A 20,670-nucleotide genomic window follows, 5' to 3' on the forward strand; every position below is an offset into this window, starting at 1 on the left:
CCGGCATTCTCCACCCACCGGCAAGCCGGCTTATCCCCACCGCATTACAATCAACAACACTACAAAACTGATGGCCGCACCAATTGCCTGCTGCAGCTCGGTCAGGCCGGCCCAGGCCAGATTCACGTAGGCGGCTGCCAGCAGGCCGACAAACAGGCGGTCACCGCGCGTGGTCGGCATCGGCAAAAAGCCCTTGCGCTCGATGCTGGGCGAACGGATCTGCCACACCGTCATCACGGCCAGCATCAAGCCGATACAGATAAAGAACACCGCCACTTCAGGCGTCCACGCCATCCAGCCAAACAGGCTGGCAGTACTGTCCACATTGTTTTCCATTGTTCAGACCCTCCCCATGGCAAAGCCCTTGGCGATGTAATGGCGCACGAACCAGATCACCAGTGCGCCCGGCACGATGGTGAGCACGCCGGCCGCCGCCAGCACGCCCCAGTCCATGCCGGCCGCCGACACGGTGCGCGTCATGGTGGCGGCAATCGGCTTGGCGTTCACAGACGTGAGCGTGCGCGCCAGCAGCAGTTCGACCCAGCTGAACATGAAGCAGAAGAACGCCGTCACGCCGATGCCCGACTTGATCATCGGCAGGAAGATGCGGATAAAGAAGCGCGGGAAGCTGTAGCCGTCGATATACGCCGTCTCGTCGATTTCCTTCGGCACGCCCGACATGAAGCCTTCCAGTATCCAGACCGCCAGCGGCACGTTGAACACCATGTGCGCCAGGGCCACGGCCAGATGGGTGTCCATCAGGCCGACGGTGGAATAGAGCTGGAAGAACGGCACCAGGAATACCGCTGGCGGCGTCATGCGGTTGGTCAGCAGCCAGAAAAACAGGTGCTTGTCGCCGACAAAGTTATAGCGCGAAAAAGCATACGCGGCGGGCAGCGCCACCGTCACCGACATGACCATATTGAGCGCCACGTAGATCATCGAGTTGATGTAGCCGCTGTACCAGGACGCGTCGGTAAAGATGGTGTGGTAGTTGGCAAACGTCAGCTGCTGCGGCCACAAGCTCAGGACGCCCACGATTTCCTCGTTGGTCTTGAGCGACATATTGAGCATCCAGTAGATCGGCAGCAGGGACGCGAGCAGGAAGGCGATCAGAATGCCTGAAGAAACTTTGCGATTCATTTCTGGTCTCCCGTGCCAACGCGCTGCATCCAGGTGTAGAGCGCAAAGCAGAACAGCAGGATGATCAGGAAGTAAATCAGCGAAAACGCCGAAGCCGGTCCCAGGTCAAACTGCCCGACCGCCTTTTGCGTCAGGTACTGCGATAAAAAGGTGGTGGCGTTGCCTGGCCCGCCGCCGGTCAGCACGAACGGCTCGGTATAGATCATGAAGCTGTCCATAAAGCGCAGCAGCACCGCGATCATCAGCACATTGCGCAGCTTGGGCAGCTGGATATAGCGAAACACCGCCAGGCGCGAGGCGCCGTCGATGCGCGCTGCCTGGTAATAGGCGTCGGGAATCGCGCGCAGGCCCGCATAGCACAGCAGCACCACCAGCGGCGTCCAGTGCCAGATATCCATCACCATCACCGTCAGCCAGGCGTCGAGCGAATTGCCGTTGTAGTTATAGTCGAAGCCCAGCTGGTTCAGGCTGTAGCCCATCAGGCCGATATCGCCACGGCCGAAGATCTGCCAGATGGTGCCGACCACGTTCCAGGGAATCAGCAGCGGCAGCGCGATCAGCACCAGCGACAGGGAAGCCTTCCAGCCATCGGCCGGCATGCACAGCGCAATCAGGATGCCCAGCGGGATCTGGATCGCCAGCACCGAGCCGGAAAACAGCAGCTGGCGCAACAAGGCGCTGTGCAGGTCGCCGTCCTGCATCACCATGCGGAACCACTCGACGCCGACAAACACTTTCTGGGTCGGGCTCAGAATATCCTGCACCGAATAGTTCACCACCGTCATCAGGGGCAGGATGGCGGAAAACGCCACGCACAGCAGCACCGGCAGTATCAGAAACCAAGCGCGGTTATTATCAGTTTTCATCAGGCCACCCGTTTGTCGTTGACGTAGTACAAAGTGCGCTCCGGCGGAAAACGCAGCCGCACGCCCTGTCCTGGCGCTGTCGCTGCATCGATACTGCGCAGCCTGGCCGCCAGCACCTGGCTGCCAAGCCGGAATTCGGCCAGATAATGCGTGCCCATATTGCGCACGGCCAGCACGCTGGCCTGCACGGTGTCGCTTGCCGCCGTTGCGCCGTCCACGCATTCGACAAACTCGGGCCGGATGCCCAGCGTGATCTTGCCGCTGGCGCCTGTCAGCGCAGCGCGGGCGGCATCATTCAGGGCCAGGGCCTGGCCAGCCACGATGGCGCGCCCGTCGTCCAACGTGCAGTCGAACAGATTCATGCCGGGGTTGCCGATAAAGTAGCCGACAAAGGTATGGGCCGGCGTTTCAAACAGCGCCTGCGCGCTGCCCGTCTGCACCACTTCACCCTGCGTCATCACCACCACTTCGTCGGCAAAGGTCAGCGCCTCGACCTGGTCATGCGTGACGTAGATCAGCGAGAGCTTGAGTTCATGGTGGATTTCCTTGAGTTTGCGCCGCAACAGCCATTTCAGGTGCGGATCGATCACCGTCAGCGGTTCGTCGAACAGCACGGCGGCCACATCGGGGCGCACCAGGCCGCGGCCCAGCGAGATTTTCTGCTTGGCGTCGACCGACAGGCCGCTGGCGCGCATTTTCAGGTCACCCGTCAGTTCAAGCATCTGCGCCACCTGCTGCACGCGCTTTTTCACTTCGGATTCCTTCCAGCCGCGATTGCGCAGCGGGAAAGCCAGGTTGTCGTGCACGGTCATGGTGTCGTAGATGACGGGGAACTGGAACACCTGCGCAATATTGCGCGCTTCGGTCGGCAGTTGCGTCACGTCTTTGCCGTCAAACAGTACCTTGCCGTGCGACGGCTTGACCAGGCCCGAGATAATATTGAGCAAGGTGGTCTTGCCGCAGCCCGATGGCCCCAGCAGTGCATAGGCGCCGCCGTCGCGCCAGGTCATGCTCATCGGGCGCAGCGCGTAATCCGATGGCGCACTCGGGTCGGGCTTGTAGGCATGAGCAAGGTCGATCAGTTCAATGCGCGCCATTATTGGCCTCCCTTACCGGACTGCGGGGCAAACAGCAGCTTGCCGTCGGCGCCAAAAATGAACAGTGCAGCGCTCTGGCAGACCATGGTGCAGTCGCTGCCGATCTCCATATCATGCACGCCTGAGAGTTGGGCCACCAGCGACAGCGCGCCACGGCGCGCATGCACATAGGTTTCCGAGCCGCTGATTTCAGCCAGATCCACGGTTGCGGGGATCGCCAGCGTACCGGGCGCACTGGCGACGGAAGAAGCCAGTTGCAGGCTGTGTGCGCGCACGCCCAGCGTCACGCTGCGCTGGCCGGCCAGCGCTGCCTGCTGTTCGGCGTTCAGGGAAATGGCCAGGCCGCCTTCAGCCTGCGCCACGCCCTGCGCATCGATCTGCACCGGCAGCAGGTTGATTGGCGGATCGCTGAAAGTGCGCGCCACCTCGATGCTGTTTGGCGCGTTGAACACATCGAGCGTCGGCCCCTGCTGGAGCAGGCGCCCTTCGTGCAGCACCGCCACATGGCCACCCAGCTGCAGCGCTTCAAGCGGCTCGGTGGTGGCATACACCACGGTGGTGCTGCCGCTGGAAAACAGCTCGGTCAGTTCGCGCCGCAGCTCTTCGCGCAGCTTGTAGTCAAGATTGACCAGCGGCTCATCGAGCAGCAGCAGGGAGGCATCCTTGATCAGCGCGCGCCCCAGCGCCGTGCGCTGCTGCTGGCCGCCCGACAGTTCGCCCGGCGTGCGCTCCAGATAGGGCGTGATATGCAGCCGCTCGGCCAGCGCCAGTACTTTTTCGCGGATCTGCGCTTCAGGCACCTTGCGCAGACGCAAGGGCGAAGCCATATTGTCATACACGCTGAAGGCCGGATAGTTGATGAACTGCTGATAGACCATGGCCAGGTTGCGCTTACTGACCGGCACGCCCGTCACATCGACGCCATCGGCCAGCACCTTGCCGGCAGTGGGCTTGTCGAGCCCGGCCATCACACGCATCAGCGTGGTCTTGCCGGCGCGCGTGGTGCCCAGCAGCACATTGATGGCGCCCGGCACCAGCGCCAGCGACATCGGGTAAAGATAATCGTCAGCACCATGCTTCTTGCTGATCTCGTGCAGCTCCAGTTGCATGAATCTCCTCCAAAGTTTTTGTCGCCGCGCCCTCTGTCGGGGCATGGTCGTCACCTGCAAACTACAAGGGATGGCGGGCCAGCCAGTCATCCAGTATCAATTCCGTGCCAGCGGGCAAATGCAGGCCCAGCTTGGAACGCCGCCACAGCATGTCAGCGGCCGTAACGGCAAATTCATGGCGCCGCCAGTAATCGACTTCGGCCGCATACAGCCCCGGTGCAATTTCCTCGCCCATTGCCGCCAGGCTGTCGCGCCCTTTCAGCAGCGCATGAATGCGCGTGCCATAAGCGCGCGCATAACGCGCTACCAGCGCCGGTGGCAGCCAGTCGTACTGCTGCTGCCAGCCCTGAACAAAACTGCCGAACTCGCGTACCGCACGGTTCTGCGGCGTGCTGCCTGCCACATCGCCGCCGGGCAGGCAGGCCGCCGCACTCCAGGCGCCGTGCGTATTGCCCAGGGTCGGCGCCAGCAGGTCGAGTGCTTCCTCGGCCAGCTTGCGAAAGGTCGTGATCTTGCCGCCAAAAACGCTCAGCAAGGGCGGGCCGTCCTGATCCAGCTCGAAGCGGTAATCGCGCGTGACGGCCTTGGCGTCGGCCGCTTCGTCCTGTACCAGCGGACGCACGCCTGAATAGGTCCAGACCACATCATCTGGCGTAATCGGCTTGCTGAAATAGTAACTGGAAAGTTCGCACAAGTAACTGATTTCTTCATTACTGATAGCAACTTTTCCGCTGTCGCCCTGATAGTCGAGGTCGGTGGTGCCGATCAGCGTGTAGTCGTCTTCATAGGGAATCGCAAACACGATGCGTCCGTCCGGGTGCTGGAAGATATACGCATGATCGTGCTCGAACAGGCGCTTGACAACGATATGGCTGCCCTTGATCAGGCGCAGCTTGCGCGCCGGTCCAGCCGGGGCTGCCTGCTGCAGGAATTCGGCCGTCCACGGCCCGGTGGCGTTGACCACGCTGCGCGCGCGCACCAGCACCGCGCTGCCGTCTTCATGCTGCAGGCGCGCCTGCCAGCCGTCCGCCTCGCGCTGCAAGGCGGTGCAACGGGTGCGCGTAAAAATCTGCGCGCCGCGCTCGGCCGCATCAACCGCGTTGAGCAGCACCAGCCGCGCATCGTTGACCCAGCCATCGGAATACACAAAACCGCGTTCGAATTGCGCCTTCAGCGGCTGGCCGGCTGGATGGCGTTTGAGATTGATGCTGGCCGAGCCCGGCAACAGTTCGCGTTTGGCCAGCATATCGTACAAAAACAGGCCGGCGCGGATCAGCCAGGCCGGACGCTGCCCTTTAGCGTGCGGCATCACGAAGCGCAGCGGCCACATGATATGCGGCGCCGAGCGCAGCAGCACTTCGCGCTCGATCAGCGCTTTGCGCACCAGGCCGAACTCGTAATACTCGAGATAGCGCAGGCCGCCATGAATCAACTTGGTCGAAGCTGACGAGGTATGCGCGGCCAAGTCATCCTTTTCGCACAGCACCACCGACAGGCCGCGTCCGGCTGCGTCACGCGCAATGCCGGCGCCGTTGATGCCGCCGCCGACCACCAGCACATCGCAGGCGAGCTCTCTCGTTGCGTTCGGCTGGTGAAGGCCTGTCGATGAATCGTGGTGCGGTACAACCGTCATTGCAACTCCATTTTTGTCATGGTCGCTGGCAAGAAAAACTAGGCATCGCCAGCGACTGTGTTTAAGATCAATACTGAAGGTATTCACATACCATATGAATAAGATACGCCAGAATACGAATGCATAGCAACATATTTTAATCAATATTTGTTCGTTTATTTTCGTTTTATAAGAAAGTTACCATGATTTTGAATCCCCGCCAGCGCCGCCTGCTCGATGCGGTACGCCAGCAATTGACCGTTTCGGTGGAAGAACTGGCCCAGCAACTGGGCGTGACGCCACAAACCGTGCGCCGCGATGTCAAGCAGATGGAAGAAGCGCGCCTGCTGGCGCGCTACCACGGCGGCGTCGGCCTGCCCTCTTCGGTGGAAAATATCGATTACAGCCAGCGCCAGGTGTTCAACAGCGAAGCGAAGCGCCGCATCGCCGGCGCGGTGGCGCAGCAAGTGCCGCACGGCTGTTCGCTATTGATCAATATCGGCACCACCACCGAAGAAGTGGCGCGCGCGCTGGGCCAGCATGCGGGCCTGCACGTGGTGACCAACAACCTCAACGTGGCCGCCATCCTGGCCGACAATCCGGGCTGCGAGGTGATCGTGGCCGGCGGCGTGGTGCGCGGGCGCGACCGCGGCATCGTGGGTGAGGCAACCATCGACTTTATCCGCCAGTTCAAGGTCGATATCGGCATTATCGGCATCTCCAGCATCGACGAGGATGGCAGCCTGCGCGACTTCGACGCGCGCGAGGTGCGCGTGGCGCAAGCCATTATCGAACAGTCGCGTGAAGTGTGGCTGGTCGCCGACCAGCATAAATTCGGCCGCAAGGCGCTGGTGCGGCTGGCCGATCTGGCGCAGGTCGACATGCTGTTTACCGATGCGCCGCCGCCGCCGCGCTTTGCGCGCGTTTTGCGCGATGCCGCCGTCAAAGTGGTCGTCGCCGCCTGACACTGGACCTGGCCGGGCGCCGCCGAACGGCAGTCAATTGATCGTTATGTGCAGGACTTCACTTATTGAGAGGGAAAATGTTTTCGTTGTCAAAATAATGCTGTTACCATTGATGCAACATGAGTTATAATTTTAATCTTCCTTATTGGCAAGACGATTGTGCGCGTGATATTGCTTTTTGCTTAATCGAATTATCAACATCATTATTGAAAATTAACTCATGGAGCATAGTGATTTCTTAGGAAATTACCTGTAAAGACTGCATGCAAGACCACGATTCCCCAACAAGCCACTCGACATCCAGCGCCACGGCCCAAACCATGCCCGAAGCGCCGCCTAGTGAAGGAAATGAGATGAACCATACTTTTGAAGTGGGCGTCAAATCGTCCGGCATCCACGCCAACGCCGCCGCCGTCAGCGAACTCGAAGCCCATCTCGGCTACTGGCTGCGTTTTGTTTCCACCCACGTATCGCACAGCTTTCAGAAAAAAGCCGAAGCCAATGGCGTGACCGTCTCCGAGTGGGTGGTGTTGCGCGAGATGTTCCGTCTCGGCTGCACTTCGCCCACCACGCTGGCGCAAGTGGCCGGCATGAGCAAGGGCGCCGTCTCCAAGCTGATCGACCGGCTGGAAAGCAAGGGCATGGTCAGCAAGTCCATCCTGCTGGCCGACCGTCGCCAGCATTCGATCGAGCTGACGGCCGAAGGCGAGGCGCTGGTGCCAGTGCTGGCCGGCATGGCCGACCAGAATGACGAAGAGTTTTTTGGCCAGCTGCCGCCGCCGCTGCGCGAAAGCCTGCTTGAAGCGATGAAGGAAGTGGCGCGTACGCACCAGCTTAAAAGCGAGCCGCTGAACTGAGTCAGGCCGTCCGGCCTGCTGTTGCGTCAGCCTCGATCAGGGCCACCGTATCACGGCCCTGATCCTTGGCCTGGTACAGCGCCTGGTCGGCCACTGCCAGCAATTGCTCCGGCACCAGTTCGCCGTGGCGAAACAGTGCTATGCCGATGCTGGTCGTGACCAGCAGTTCGCCCTGCGACAGCCGGAACGGCACGCGTATCGCTTCGATGATCTTGCGGCCGATCTGCTGCACCTCGGCAGCACTGGTCACGGCATCGAAGATGATCACGAATTCATCGCCGGCCAGGCGCGCAGGCAGGTCGCTGGCGCGCACCTTGCGCACCAGGCGCGCGGCAAACTCCTTGAGCACCTCGTCGCCGGCCGCATGACCGAGGCTGTCGTTGATGCCCTTGAAACGGTCGATATCGAGATAGGCCAACGCCATCGGCTCGCCCGTCTCCCTGGCCCGCTGCATGCTCAGGGCCAGTTGCTCGTCAAAGCGGCGGCGGTTGGCGATGCCCGTCAGCACATCGGTGGCGGCGGCAAACTGCAGCGCCGAGTGCACGGCCTTCACCTTGGTAATCTCGTGGATCAGGCCATACACGCCAGCCACCTGCCCGTCTTCAGCCACATCAGGGATGTAATTGGTCTGGAACGAGCGGCAACCATCGGCAGCATCGGTGGTAAATTCATACTCGACTTCTTCACCGGCAAACGCACGGCGCAAATGCTGTTCACGCATCGCGTAGGCGGCCTCGCCCAGCACGTCGCGAATCGAATTCATCATCCCTTCCGCTATCGAGACGCCGAACCATTTTTCAAACGTGGCGTTCATGAACTGGTAGCGGTGTTCGCGGTCGATATAGACAATCACCACCGGCACGTGATCGGTCAGCAGTTTCAGGCGCCGCTCGCTGGCGCGCGTCTGCGCCTGGGCCGATTCGCGTTCCGCCACCAGCGAATAGAAGTCACGGCTCAGGTCGCCGATCTCATCGCGCCGCCCGATCTGCAATACCTCGATACCAACCCGGTCGCGGCGAATGCCGTGCACCTGCCGGCGCAGGCGCTCGAGCGGGTGCAGCAGGCGCAGCACCACGCGCCAGCCCAGCAGGCCCGCTACCGCCGCCATGCATAATGCCGCCACCAATACCTTGCTGCGTATCGCATGCAGCGGCGCGAATGCGGCACTGGTCGGATAAACAGAAGCCAGTATCCAGTTGGTCGACGCGATGCGGCGATAGGCAAACAGCGCATCTTCTCCTTTGCTGGTCTTGCCGGTCATCCAGCCTTCAAAGCCCTTGATGGCGTTGCTGGTCGGGATACTGGGCGGACACAGCGCGGCAATATGCTGCATGATCAGCGATTTGTCGGGGTGCTCGACGACGATGCCGTCAGCGGTCATGATATACAAGTGCCCGCCCACACCGGGCCGTAGCGAACTGAGCCTGCCCAGGAAATCGGGCTGGCGCAAATTGACGCTGGCAGCCAGCACGTAGCGGATCTGCCCGCGCGCATCGAACACCGGCTGGGTCACCACCACCACCGGCATGCCCGACACACTGCCCTGCAAGGGCTCGGAAATAATGGAACGCTTTTGCGCCAGGGTCTGGTCGAAATACGCCCTGCCCCGCAAGTTGAGCTTGACCGAACCGGCGCGCAGCCTGGCCGGCGCCAGGCTGGCCAGCAGCGTGCCATCGAGACCGACCAGGCCGGCGGTAAAAAATTCCTTGCTCAATATGGTCTGAGCATTAAGGAAGCGCTGCAGGCCGGGCTGGTCGTCGATATCGAGCGCAGCGATGCTGTCGGCAAGCACGCGCAGCACGTTGCGCTTGGCAGCGAGTTCCTCGTCGATGAAAACGGCGGCGCTGGCCAGCGATACAAATTGCTGCTGGCCGGTCACGGCGCGCATGTCGCGCTCGGCCAGCGCCAGCGTGGCCAGCGCCAGCAGCGCCACCGCGCCCAGCACCAGCAGGAACACTACCACGCTCATGCGTGCTTTGAGGCTGGCTGGCAAGATACTGCGCCATCGCTTGCGTGTACTCGTTATCATGGCTGCTAGGTCCGGTAGTGCCTGGTACTGCGCCCCGGCGGTCCGCCTGCTCAGGGCTTATCTGGCAGGCATGGAAATAGATTGCTTTGCAACATGATACCAAAAGTACCATGGCGGCATGCAAAAGCTGCGCCGTCCCGCCGCACAGTGTGGTTTTTTATAACAGATGGAGAAACCGGAGAAGTTCGTCAACCGACGCATCGATCGTGCGCGCACGCGTGTCGAGCGTCAGGCCGGCGGCCAGCGGCGCCTCGTAGGGCGCGGTGATGCCGGTGAACTGGGCAAGCTGGCCGGCACGCGCGCGCGCGTAGAGTCCCTTCGGATCGCGCGCCTCGCATACCTCGACCGGCGTGCTGACATGCACTTCCAGCCAGCGCTCGGCGCCGATAACATCTGCCGCCATGGCGCGATCTTCGCGGTAGGGCGAGATAAAGGCCGCGATCACCAGCAGGCCGGCATCATTCATCAGCCTCGCCACTTCGGCAGCGCGGCGGATATTTTCACGCCGATCCTGCGGCGCAAAGCCGAGGTCGCGGTTCAGGCCATGGCGCAGCCTGTCGCCATCTAGCACATACACCGCCCTGCCCTCGTCCTGCAATCGCAGCGCCAGCGCTTCGGCAATACTGGTCTTGCCGGCGCCCGACAGCCCGGTCAGCCAGACGGTAGATGAATATAACGCTGCGCTAGCTGCCATGCCGTCTCCTGTTGATGTGCTGGCAATATAGCAAACACCGGCACAGAAACACAACAGGCAGCGTTACGCATAATGGCGTTCAGTTAGCTCCCTACGCGACCAGTCAACCTGCGAAACAAATTAAAGCCTCAGTTGCCAGAACAGGCGTACCGGGCCAAGCGAGCCTGAAAAATGCCGAGGGCAAGGCGCAGCAACGAAGACAGTACGCATGTACGGCGAGGAGCTGCAACGCCGCCATCGGCATTTTCTCAGGCTCGCGTCTCCGGCCCGCTTGACGTTTTTAAGCTATTAAATGCGCCAGACAGATTAACTGAACGCCATGACAGCGCTACGCAGCTTTCTCTTCAGCCGCCTCGGCCAGCGTAACGGCAATCAACTGACGTATCTCCGGCACACAGGAGCCGCAATTGCCGCCCGCCTTGACGCAGCTGGTGACCTGCGCACTGGTGGTCAAGCCGCGCTCGCGGATAGCGTTGCAGATGGTATTGCGACCTACGCCGAAGCAGGCGCAGACTGTTGGGCCGGCATCAGCCCCTTTGGCAATTGGCGCGCCCAGCAGCACGCCGGCGCGGTCGAGCGGGTCGAGCTGCTCATGGGCAAACAGGCTGGCCAGCCAGGCGCGCGAGGGCAGGTCCGGGCGCGGCGAAACATAAACGCACTGCGTGATGCGCCCGTCTTCCAGGTGCACCGCGCGATAGACGCCGGCGCTGGCATCCTGGTAGTCAAGCCAGTCGGCATCGGGATCGTCCACCTGCAGCAGCGTACGCGCCCAGTCGCCGAGGTCGGCGATGCGGGTACGACCAGCGAGCTCATAGCGCTGGAACTGCTCGCCCTGCACACGCGTCCAGTGTGCCACGCCATCGAGCTCAATCGGCTTGCGGCTCAGCACGAACGCATGCCAGTGCACGCGGAACTGCTCGATGCGTACCGGCGTATGCTTGAATTCGGGCTCGCCCGAGACCGGATCGACCACCGGATTGACCACCGCCCCCACGCGCGCGTCGGAGGCATTGGCGTCGCTCCAGTGGATCGGCACGAACACCTGGCCGCGCGCCACGCCGCCGCCATGCACCACGCGCGCCACCATCGCGCCCCAGGCGCTGGAGATGCGCGCCAGTTCGCCTTCACGCACGCTGTAGAGCAGCGCGTCGTTGGGATGGATGTCGATAAACGATTCGGGCAAGTGATCCGACAGGCGCGCCGCCTTGCCGGTGCGCGTCATGGTATGCCACTGGTCGCGCACGCGCCCGGTATTGAGTATCAGCGGATAGTCTTCATCGGGTACATTGCGCGGCGCACGCGGCGCAGTGGGCACAAAACGCGCACGGCCATCGGCATGGGCAAAGCGGCCGTCGCCGAACAGGCGCGCCTGGCCTTGCGGCCACTGCTGCGGCGCCAGGGCGTCATACTGTGCTGCATCCATGCCGGTGAGATCAAACAGATTGAACAGGCGCGCTGTTGCCCCTTCATTACGCCAGGCAGACAAGCGCGCATGTTCATCGAAAATAGCCTGTGGCGACGCAAAATCAAAGCCGGCATAGCCCATGCGCTGCGCCACCTCGCACAGCACCTGCCAGTCGGCGCGCGCCTCGCCCGGGGCCGGCAAAAAGGCGCGCTGGCGCGAGATACGCCGCTCCGAATTGGTCACCGTGCCGTCTTTTTCGCCCCAGCCCAACGCCGGCAGCAGCACGTCGGCATGGGCATTGGTATCGCTTTGCGCGCTGATCTCGGACACCACCACCAGTTCGCATTTGTCCAGCGCGCGGCGCAGCTGGTCGGCGTCGGGCATGCTGACCAGCGGATTGGTGGCCATGATCCACACGGCTTTCACCTTGCCTTCTTCGATGGCGTGGAACAAGTCGAGCGCCTTCAGGCCCGGCTTGTCGGCCATGGCCGGTGCGTCCCAGAACGTCTGTACCACTTCCCGGTGCTGCGCATTGTCGAGCTCCATGTGCGCAGCCAGCATATTGGCCAACCCGCCCACTTCGCGCCCGCCCATGGCGTTGGGCTGGCCGGTCAGCGAAAACGGCCCCATGCCCGGCTGGCCGATACGCCCCGTGGCCAGGTGGCAGTTGATGATGCTGTTGGCTTTGTCGGTGCCGCTCGACGACTGATTGACGCCCATCGAGTAAGCGGTCACTACCTTGCCGGTGGCCGCAAAGTCGCGATAAAACGCCAGCAGGGCGTCTGGGTCAATCTTGCAGATGCGCGCCACCTTGAGCGGATCGCTGCAGTCTTCATGGGCCACTGCCAGCGCCGCATCGAGGCCGCTGCTGTGCTGCGTGACAAAGTCGTCGGCGATTACGCCAGCCCTGGCCAAGTAGCACAGCAGACCGTTGAACAGCCACACATCGGTGCCGGGCTTGATGGGCAGGTGCAGGTCGGCCAGCTCGCAGGTGGCGGTACGGCGCGGATCGATCACCACCAGCTTCATGTGCGGGCGGCTCTCACGCAGGCGCACGATGCGCTGGAACAAAATGGGATGGCACCAGGCCGTGTTCGAGCCGACCAGCACCACCATGTCGGCCAGTTCCAGGTCTTCGTAGCAGCCCGGCACGATGTCTTCGCCGAACGCGCGCTTGTGGCCGGCCACCGCCGACGACATGCACAGGCGCGAATTGGTGTCGATATTGGCACTGCCCACATAGCCTTTCATCAGCTTGTTGGCAATGTAATAGTCTTCTGTCAGCAGCTGGCCCGAGACATACAGCGCCACCGCATCGGGGCCGTGCTGGTCGATAATCGCGCGCAGGCCGCCGGCCACCTTGTCGAGCGCACTGTCCCAGCTGGCGCGCCGCAAAACGCCATCCTGGCGCACTTGCGGATAGAGCAAACGCTGGTCGAGCGAGACGGTATCGCCCAGCGCGGAACCCTTGACGCACAGGCGGCCTGCGTTGGCCGGATGCGCGGTATCGCCGGCAATGCGGATGGCGCCGTCGGGCAGGCGCGTGGCTTCCACGCCGCAGCCGACGCCGCAGTAAGGGCAAGTGGTTTTCACGGGCGTGCTGGTAATCATGGTGTTTCCTGTGATGGTTAAGTCTGGGTCTGGCTGCACAGCGCCTGGCCAAACAGCAGGCGCGCGCGCAAGGCGCTGATATCGCGGCGTTGCTGTATCAAATCAAAATACCAGGGACCGTCCTGCACGTCGCCATACAGCACGGCGCCGGTCAGCCGGTTGCCCTGCACTACCAGGCGCTTGTAGATGGCACGGCGCGGGTCGCGCAGCACCAGGTCTTCGCTGCCTTCGCCGCCGATGATGTCGCCGGCCGAATAGAGGTCGATACCGGTCACTTTCAGCTTGGTGGCGCTGGCCTGCTGCACATAGCGGCGGTGGCCGGCGCCGGCCAGATGGGCTCCGGCCACGCGCGCCTGCTCCCAGATCGGCGCGACCAGGCCAAAGGTGGCGCGGCGGTGCTGCACGCATTCGCCCACTGCATACACGCGCGGATCGTAGCTTTGCAGGGTGTCGTCGACCACGATGGCGCGTTCGCAGTGCAGGCCGGCCGCGCGCGCCAGCGCCACATTGGGCCGCACGCCGGCCGTCATTACCACCAGGTCGGCGGGAATGGTGCTGCCATCAGCAAAGCGCACGCCTTCAACGCGCTCCTTGCCGACAATCGCCTCGGTCTGGGCCTGCATCAGAAAGCGCAGCCCGCGCGATTCCAGCGCGGCTTTCAGCAGCGCCGACGCCGGCTGGTCGAGCTGCTGGTTCATCAGGCTGGCGCTCATGTGCACCACGGTCACGTCCATGCCCTGGCGCTGCAGGCCGTTGGCCGCTTCCAGTCCCAACAGGCCGCCACCAATCACCACCGCATGGCGGTGCGTGCGCGCCGCCTGCAGCATGGTGTCGACGTCGGCAATATCGCGGAAGCCGATCACGCCCGGCAGTTCATGGCCAGGCACGGGCACGATAAACGGCGTCGAGCCGGTGGCCAGCAGCAGCCGGTCATACGGCACGCACAGGCCCGACTGCGATTGCACCACGCGCTGGCGCCGGTCGATGCGCACCACCGGGTCGCCTGCATGCAGGGTGATGCCGTTTTGCGCGTACCATTCGCGCGTGTGCAGCATGATGTCGTCCACCGTTTTTTCGCCAGCGAGCACCGGCGAGAGCAGGATACGGTTGTAATTGCCATGCGGCTCGGCGCCGAAAACGGTGATGTCGTACAGGTCCGGTGCCAGTTTCAGCAGCTCTTCGACCGTGCGCATGCCGGCCATGCCGTTACCCACCACCACCAGCGACTGGCGAACCGGCGCCGGCGAGGCGCAAGCATTCACAGCGCCACCCACACCATGTCGGCAAACACGCGCGCCGGCCAGGCCGCCACCGAATTTTCAGGCGCTTCAATGCACTCGCCGCTGGCCAGGTCGAAATGCTGCTTGTACAGCGGCGAGGCCACCACTACCCGTTCGCCGATGCTGCCCACCAGACCGCGCGACAGCACCGAGGCGCCGGCATTGGGATCGATATTGTCGATCGCATAGACGCGCGGCGAGGCGTCGCCGACCCGGAACAACGCCACATGGCGGCCCTTGACGAGCGCGCATACGCCCGTATCGGGCACGATATCGGACAGCGCGCAAATGGCCTGCCAGTCGCTCAATTGCGGTTGCTGCATGACGGTCATGTCGTTCATGGCTTAAACCTCCACGGCTAAAATGGGAATCACGGCGTTCGGGCGGCGGCGTTCGTCGAACGTGGCCGGGCGAATCTGGCCGCGCTCGGGCACGAACACCACGTTTTCGTCACCCTGGTCGCTATTGATGAAATGGCGGAAGCGCTGGCGCACGGCCGGGTCGGACACGGCCACTTTCCACTCGTCAGCATAATGGTCGACCACATGCTGCATGTCCGCTTCGAGCTCGCTGCCGATGCCGAGGCTGTCGTTGATCACCACCGCTTTCAGGTAATCGAGGCCGCCTTCGAGGTTGTCGCGCCATACGCTGGTACGCTGCAGACGGTCTGCCGTGCGCACATAGAACATCAGGAAACGGTCGACATATTTGATCAACGTGGCTTCATCGAGATCGCTGGCAATCAGTTCGGCGTGGCGCGGCTTCATGCCGCCATTGCCGCACACGTACAGGTTCCAGCCTTTTTCGGTGGCGATCAGGCCGATATCCTTGCCTTGCGCTTCGGCGCATTCACGCGTGCAGCCGGAGACGCCAAACTTGATCTTGTGCGGCGTGCGCAGACCCTTGTAGCGGTTTTCCAGTGCAATCGCAAAGCCCACGCTGTCGGCCACGCCGTAACGGCACCAGGTCGAGCCGACGCACGATTTGACCGTGCGCAGCGACTTGCCATAGGCATGTCCCGACTCGAAACCGGCCGCAATCAGCTCTTCCCAGATGTCCGGCAGCTGCTCGACGCGCGCGCCGAACAGGTCGACCCGCTGGCCGCCCGTGATCTTGGTGTACAGGCCGTATTTTTTCGCCACCATGCCCACCGCGATCAGACCGTCGGCCGTCACTTCGCCGCCCGGCATGCGCGGCACGACCGAATAGGTGCCGTCTTTCTGGATATTGCCGAGAAAGTAGTCATTGCTGTCCTGCAGGCTGGCGTGCACCGGTTTCAGTACAAAATCGTTCCAGCACGACGCGAGAATATTGGCCACCAGCGGCTTGCACACATCGCAACCGAGGCCATGGCCGTGCGCTTCCAGCAGTTCGCCGAAGCTGCGGATTTTTTCCACGCGCACCAGGTGATGCAGTTCCTGGCGTGTGAAAGCAAAGTGTTCGCAGACATGATTGTTGACCGCCATGCCCTGCTTTTTCATTTCAGCCTTCATGATCTGCGTGACCAGCGGCACGCAGCCGCCACAGGCAGTGCCGGCTTTCGTGCAGCTTTTCAGTTCACCGATGCTGGTGGCGCCATTGGCCACTGCCGCGCACAGCGCGCCTTTCGACACATCGTTGCATGAGCAGATCTGCGCCGTATCGGGCAAGGCGTCCACGCCCAGGCCGTGACTGGCCTGCTGGCCGTCGGCCTGCGGCAGGATCAGGAACTCGGGCGACTCGGGCAGCTCGATTTTGTTCAGCATCATCTGCAGCAGCGTACCGTATTCGCTGGCGTCGCCCACCATCACGCCGCCAAGCAGGTATTTGCCACAGTCCGACACCACGATTTTCTTGTAGATCTGCTTGCGCTCGTCCATGAACTGGTAGCTGCGGCTGCCAGGCGCATTGCCGTGCGGGTCGCCCAGGCTGGCCACGTCCACGCCCATCAGCTTGAGCTTGGTGCTCATGTCGGCGCCCTTGAAACTGGCCTCGCCCTCTTCCTGCAGCACATGGCGCGCCGCGATACGGGCCATTTCATAACCGGGCGCCACCAGGCCGAATACCAGTCCGCCCCACAGCGCGCACTCGCCGATGGCGTAAATGTCAGGGTCGGACGTCAGGCAGCTATCGTCGATCGCGATGCCGCCGCGCGGGCCGACTTCCAGGCCGCAGGCGCGCGCCAGTTCGTCGCGCGGACGGATGCCGGCCGAGAACACGATCATGTCCGCTTCCAGGTGGCTGCCGTCGGCAAACTGCATGCGGTGCGTGGCGGCTTCGCCATCGACAATGGCCAGCGTGTTTTTCTGCGTATGTACGGTCACGCCCAGTTGCTCGATCTTGCGGCGCAAAACGCGCGCGCCGCCTTCATCGACCTGCACCGCCATCAGGCGCGGCGCAAATTCCACCACATGGGTGTCGAGCTTGAGGTCGCGCAGCGCCTTGGCGCATTCCAGGCCCAACAGCCCGCCGCCGATCACCACGCCGGTTGTCGACTTGCCGCCCCAGGCCAGCATCGCGTCCAGGTCCTCGATGGTGCGGTAGACAAAGCAGCCGTCGCGGTCCTTGCCGGGCAGTGGCGGCACGAACGGGGTCGAGCCGGTGGCAAACACCAGTTTGTCGTACGGCAGGATCTCGCCGGTGCTGACCGTTACGGTCTTCGCGGCGCGGTCGACGCTGACGGCGCGTGCGTTGAGCTTCAGGGCGACATTGGGCTGCTCAAAAAAACCGGGCGCCACCAGCGACAAATCGTCTGCCGACTTGCCAGTGAAATACTCCGACAGATGCACGCGGTCGTAGGCCGGGCGCGGCTCTTCGCACAGCACCGTAACCGACAGGCGCGCATTGCTCTCCAGCGCCAGGCGCTCGAGGAATTTGTGGCCGACCATGCCATTGCCCAGTACAACGATTTTCATGGAATGTGTCATCTTGCTCTCCTCAGGCCGCAGCCATCTTCTGTTCTGCCGGCATGGCACTGAAGCGCACGGCAATGGCGCACAGAGCCGATACCACCACCAGCACGCTCAGGATAATCAATGTCTGACGAATGTCGCCGGTACCTTTCATCAGAAAGCCTGCAGCGACCGCGCCCACATTGCCGCCGGCGCCGATAATGCCGGCCACGCCGCCCAGTGCTTTGCTGTCGATAAATGGCACCAGTGCATAGGTTGCGCCGCAGGCCATATGGGTGAACAGGCCGAATACCAGCATGGCAATCACGGCGTAAGTGACGCTATCGACCTTGGCAAACCACAGCAGGCCCACGCCTTCGCCGATCATCAGCATGAACAGCAAGGTCACGCGGCTATTGAGGTTGCCGCGCAGGGCCAGCTTGTCGGACAGCCAGCCGCCCAGGGCGCGGGCAAACAGCGCCAGCAGGCCAAAACTGCCGGCAGCCAGGCCAGCCGATTTCAGCGACAGGCCAAAGTGGTCGACGTAGTAGACGGCGGCGATATTGTGAATAAAAATCTCGATGCCGAAGCAGGCGCCGTAGGTGACGAACAGCAGCCAGACCCGGTAGTTGCTGGCAGCGGCCTTGAAACTGGCCCAGCCGCCCTTTTTACCGTTTTCAATCGTCATGCCAGCGGCGCGCAGATCCGAGTAATTGCCTTCCGGGCAGTCCTGCGTATAGCGCCAGTACAGCACCGCCATCACCAGCATCAGTACGCCCGGCACCAGCAGCGCCAAGCGCCAGCCCATGGTTTCCGATACGCCCAGCATGACGATAGCGCCCAGCAGCAGCGGCATCAGCGCCTGCGCTGCACCGCCGCCGGCATTGCCCCAGCCGGCAGCGGCCGCATTGGCGGTGCCGACCACGCGCGGCGCAAACATCACCGAGGTATGGTACTGGGTGATGACAAAGCTGGCGCCGACCGCACCGATGCCGAGGCGGAAAAACAGAAAGCTTTCATAGCTTTGCGCCGCCGCCACGCCCAGCACGGGAATGGCGCCCAGCACCAGCAGGCCGGTGTAGGTCTTGCGCGGACCGTAGCGGTCGCACAGCGGGCCCACTATCAGGCGCACCAGGATGGTGATGGCCACTGCCGCAATATTGATATTGGCGACCTGCGCCAGCGAGAGGCCGAATTCGCCCTTGATCACCGGCATCAGCGGTGCGCAGGCGAACCAGGCGAAAAAGCAGACGAAGAACGCCATCCACGTCAGGTGAAAGGCGCGCATGGGTGGCGTGGCGAGGGAGAAGAGCGCGATGCTGTTAGCTTTGCTGGCCATGATGGTTCCCGAAGTATCCCGTTAAAAAACTCTGTCGCACAAAAACAAAACGGCGCCCGCCCCTGCTGCATGAAGTCATTCAGCCTGGGCGGACGCCGTTGTCCGTGTGGTCCGTCATTGGACCGTTGTTTGTTCAGGGGATCGCCGTTGATCCGTACCCTTTCTTTAGCAAGCGCCGTGCCAGCTTTTTAACGGGTACACAGGCGTTTTGCACGGGCATGGCGATGCCAGCATGGCATATCGCAGTGCAGCAATGCCACTTGTTGGTGCAGCGGGCGCCAGGACATGGCGTTTTTGCACTAACAGGACTGCTGCGCCATCAGTTGCTGCACCCAGTCGATAAACACGCGCAGCTTCTTGCTCAGGTGGCGATTGGGCGGATAGGCAAGCGACATGGCCATCGGCGCGATCTGCCAGCCGGCAAACAGCGGCAGCAGCGCACCGCTGGCCACAGCGGCCCTGGCCATATAGTCGGGCAGCCACAGCGCGCCCATGCCGGCCAGGCCCGCTGCCAGGTAGGCATTGCCGTCGTCGATCGACAGCACATGCTGGCCGCGGATGGTCACTGTTTCTTCACCACGCTGCAGGACATAGGGCGAACTGGCGCTGCTGCGCCAGCGAAAGCGCACGATGCGGTGCGCACCATCTTCGAGCTCGCGCGGATGGCGCGGCGTGCCGGCGCGCGCCAGATAGGCTGGCGCCGCATAGACGCCCAACTGCAGTTGGGCCAGCGGGCGCGCCACCAGCGACTGGTCGGTGATCTCGCCGCCACGGATCACGCAATCGACGTTCTCGCCGATCACATCGACCATGCGGTCGCTGGCGCCCAGTTCCAATACGATATCAGGATAGCGCGCATGGAACTGCGGCAGCGCCGGCATCAGGATCAGCGTGGCAAAGGGGCTGGGCATATCGACGCGCAGCACGCCGCGCGGCAACGAGGCGGCGCTGGGCAGGCTGCTTTCAATCTCGTCGAGGTCAAACAGCAAGGGGACGATGCGTTCGTAATAAGCAGCACCGTCGGCCGTAACATTGACCTTGCGCGTGGTGCGGTTGAGCAGTTTCATCTGCAGTCGCGCTTCGAGCTGCTGGATCAGCTGCGTGACGGTGGCGCGGCTGATGCCGAGGGTGTGCGCCGCTTTGGTAAAGCTGCCCGTTTCCACCACGCGCACAAAGGTTTTCATCGTATCGAGCCGGTCCATCGCCAGTGTCCTTTCATGATTGTTTGGATTATACAAACAGTCCTGTACTGTCTTGCTGCTTTTTCCAGTCTCGCTTGCTGGTTAAAGTAAGGTCTTGCGCAGGCACGGGCCTGCAATGACCAGAGAGACACCATGACAGCACGCGATATCGTTTTTCCACCGGGGCGCCAGGCGCTGTATGAACAGAACCGCTATTCACCGGCCATCCGCGCCAACGGCCTGCTGTTTGTGTCGGGCCAGGTCGGCAGCCGCGACGACGGCTCGCCTGAGCCTGAACTCGAAGCACAGGTACGGCGCGCCTTTGACAACCTGAACGCCATTTTGCAGGCGGCAGGCTGCACTTTTGACGATGTGCAGGACGTGACGCTGTTCCTGGTCGATCCGGAACAGACCTTCCAGCGCATCTGGGATCTGGTGCAGGCCGAGTATTGGGGCCAGGCGCCCTACCCGACGGTGACGGCGGTGGGCGTGACCTGGCTATATGGCTTCCAGTTCGAGATCAAGGTGGTGGCAAAACTGCCTGAAGCCTGAACGTTGAAATTAAAAGGCGAAAAAATGGCGGGCCGGGGACGCGAACCTGGCGGTATCAGG

The 20,670-nt window shown here is 62.5% G+C and carries 17 protein-coding genes; 3 read left to right on the top strand and 14 right to left on the bottom strand.

From position 1 onward, the window contains the following. Positions 1-30 precede the first annotated feature (30 nt). From GCM43_RS01755 to glpD, 6 genes are all read right to left on the bottom strand, one after another. Entirely contained in the window at positions 31-306 is a 276-nt protein-coding gene (locus tag GCM43_RS01755; RefSeq protein ID WP_152242023.1) for a DUF2160 domain-containing protein, read from the bottom strand. 33 nt (positions 307-339) lie between these two features. Continuing rightward, positions 340-1,143: a carbohydrate ABC transporter permease gene (locus GCM43_RS01760; RefSeq protein WP_152241774.1), complete on the bottom strand. Its 804-nt coding sequence runs from the start codon at positions 1,141-1,143 to the stop codon at positions 340-342. Beyond that, a complete protein-coding gene (locus tag GCM43_RS01765; RefSeq protein ID WP_152241775.1) occupies positions 1,140-2,009 on the bottom strand; it encodes a carbohydrate ABC transporter permease in 870 nt (289 codons plus the stop codon). Before GCM43_RS01765 ends, GCM43_RS01760 begins: the two co-directional genes overlap by 4 nt. Then, positions 2,009-3,106 (bottom strand): ABC transporter ATP-binding protein, encoded by a 1,098-nt coding sequence (locus GCM43_RS01770; RefSeq protein ID WP_152241776.1) that lies wholly within the window; start codon positions 3,104-3,106, stop codon positions 2,009-2,011. Before GCM43_RS01770 ends, GCM43_RS01765 begins: the two co-directional genes overlap by 1 nt. Further along, entirely contained in the window at positions 3,106-4,215 is a 1,110-nt protein-coding gene (locus tag GCM43_RS01775; protein ID WP_152241777.1) for an ABC transporter ATP-binding protein, read from the bottom strand. Before GCM43_RS01775 ends, GCM43_RS01770 begins: the two co-directional genes overlap by 1 nt. A gap of 61 nt (positions 4,216-4,276) precedes the next feature. Further along, positions 4,277-5,848 carry a glycerol-3-phosphate dehydrogenase gene (gene glpD, locus GCM43_RS01780; RefSeq protein ID WP_152241778.1) on the bottom strand — a complete coding sequence of 524 codons (1,572 nt, stop codon included), beginning with the start codon at positions 5,846-5,848 and terminating at the stop codon, positions 4,277-4,279. Between the two features lie 143 nt (positions 5,849-5,991). Here glpD and GCM43_RS01785 point away from each other — a divergent pair, with 143 nt between their 5' ends. Together GCM43_RS01785 and GCM43_RS01790 are read left to right on the top strand one after the other, a co-directional pair. After that, on the top strand, positions 5,992-6,792 hold the full coding sequence (locus GCM43_RS01785; protein ID WP_461653575.1) for a DeoR/GlpR family DNA-binding transcription regulator: 801 nt from the start codon (positions 5,992-5,994) through the stop codon (positions 6,790-6,792). Between the two features lie 353 nt (positions 6,793-7,145). After that, positions 7,146-7,649, top strand: a complete 504-nt coding sequence (locus GCM43_RS01790) for a MarR family winged helix-turn-helix transcriptional regulator (RefSeq protein WP_152241779.1) — start codon at positions 7,146-7,148, stop codon at positions 7,647-7,649. A gap of 1 nt (position 7,650) precedes the next feature. Here the strand turns inward: GCM43_RS01790 and GCM43_RS01795 are convergent, their stop codons facing one another. The 8 genes from GCM43_RS01795 to GCM43_RS01830 all read right to left on the bottom strand — a co-directional run bounded on the left by GCM43_RS01795 (position 7,651) and on the right by GCM43_RS01830 (position 20,079). Beyond that, a complete protein-coding gene (locus tag GCM43_RS01795) occupies positions 7,651-9,642 on the bottom strand; it encodes a diguanylate cyclase domain-containing protein (protein ID WP_193315503.1) in 1,992 nt (663 codons plus the stop codon). A gap of 193 nt (positions 9,643-9,835) precedes the next feature. Continuing rightward, entirely contained in the window at positions 9,836-10,372 is a 537-nt protein-coding gene (gene cysC / locus GCM43_RS01800) for an adenylyl-sulfate kinase (protein ID WP_152241781.1), read from the bottom strand. 328 nt (positions 10,373-10,700) lie between these two features. Then, on the bottom strand, positions 10,701-13,388 hold the full coding sequence (locus tag GCM43_RS01805; protein WP_152241782.1) for a nitrate reductase: 2,688 nt from the start codon (positions 13,386-13,388) through the stop codon (positions 10,701-10,703). 17 nt (positions 13,389-13,405) lie between these two features. Next, entirely contained in the window at positions 13,406-14,650 is a 1,245-nt protein-coding gene (locus tag GCM43_RS01810; protein WP_226929269.1) for an NAD(P)/FAD-dependent oxidoreductase, read from the bottom strand. Continuing rightward, positions 14,647-15,009 carry a nitrite reductase small subunit NirD gene (gene nirD / locus GCM43_RS01815; protein WP_413770918.1) on the bottom strand — a complete coding sequence of 121 codons (363 nt, stop codon included), beginning with the start codon at positions 15,007-15,009 and terminating at the stop codon, positions 14,647-14,649. The genes GCM43_RS01810 and nirD overlap by 4 nt, the downstream gene beginning before the upstream one ends. Positions 15,010-15,012: 3 nt before the next feature. Next, entirely contained in the window at positions 15,013-17,562 is a 2,550-nt protein-coding gene (gene nirB, locus GCM43_RS01820) for a nitrite reductase large subunit NirB (RefSeq protein WP_152241783.1), read from the bottom strand. A 22-nt stretch (positions 17,563-17,584) separates the two neighbouring features. Continuing rightward, a complete protein-coding gene (locus GCM43_RS01825; protein ID WP_152241784.1) occupies positions 17,585-18,877 on the bottom strand; it encodes an MFS transporter in 1,293 nt (430 codons plus the stop codon). A 299-nt stretch (positions 18,878-19,176) separates the two neighbouring features. Then, positions 19,177-20,079 carry a LysR family transcriptional regulator gene (locus tag GCM43_RS01830; RefSeq protein WP_152241785.1) on the bottom strand — a complete coding sequence of 301 codons (903 nt, stop codon included), beginning with the start codon at positions 20,077-20,079 and terminating at the stop codon, positions 19,177-19,179. 132 nt (positions 20,080-20,211) lie between these two features. On the opposite strand from GCM43_RS01830, the gene GCM43_RS01835 reads away from it, so the two are divergent. Further along, complete coding sequence (locus tag GCM43_RS01835) at positions 20,212-20,610, top strand: RidA family protein (protein ID WP_152241786.1); 399 nt, start codon at positions 20,212-20,214, stop codon at positions 20,608-20,610. The last annotated feature ends 60 nt before the right edge of the window (positions 20,611-20,670 follow it).

Source organism: Janthinobacterium aquaticum (assembly GCF_009208565.1).
In the GTDB taxonomy this organism is placed as follows: domain Bacteria; phylum Pseudomonadota; class Gammaproteobacteria; order Burkholderiales; family Burkholderiaceae_D; genus Janthinobacterium.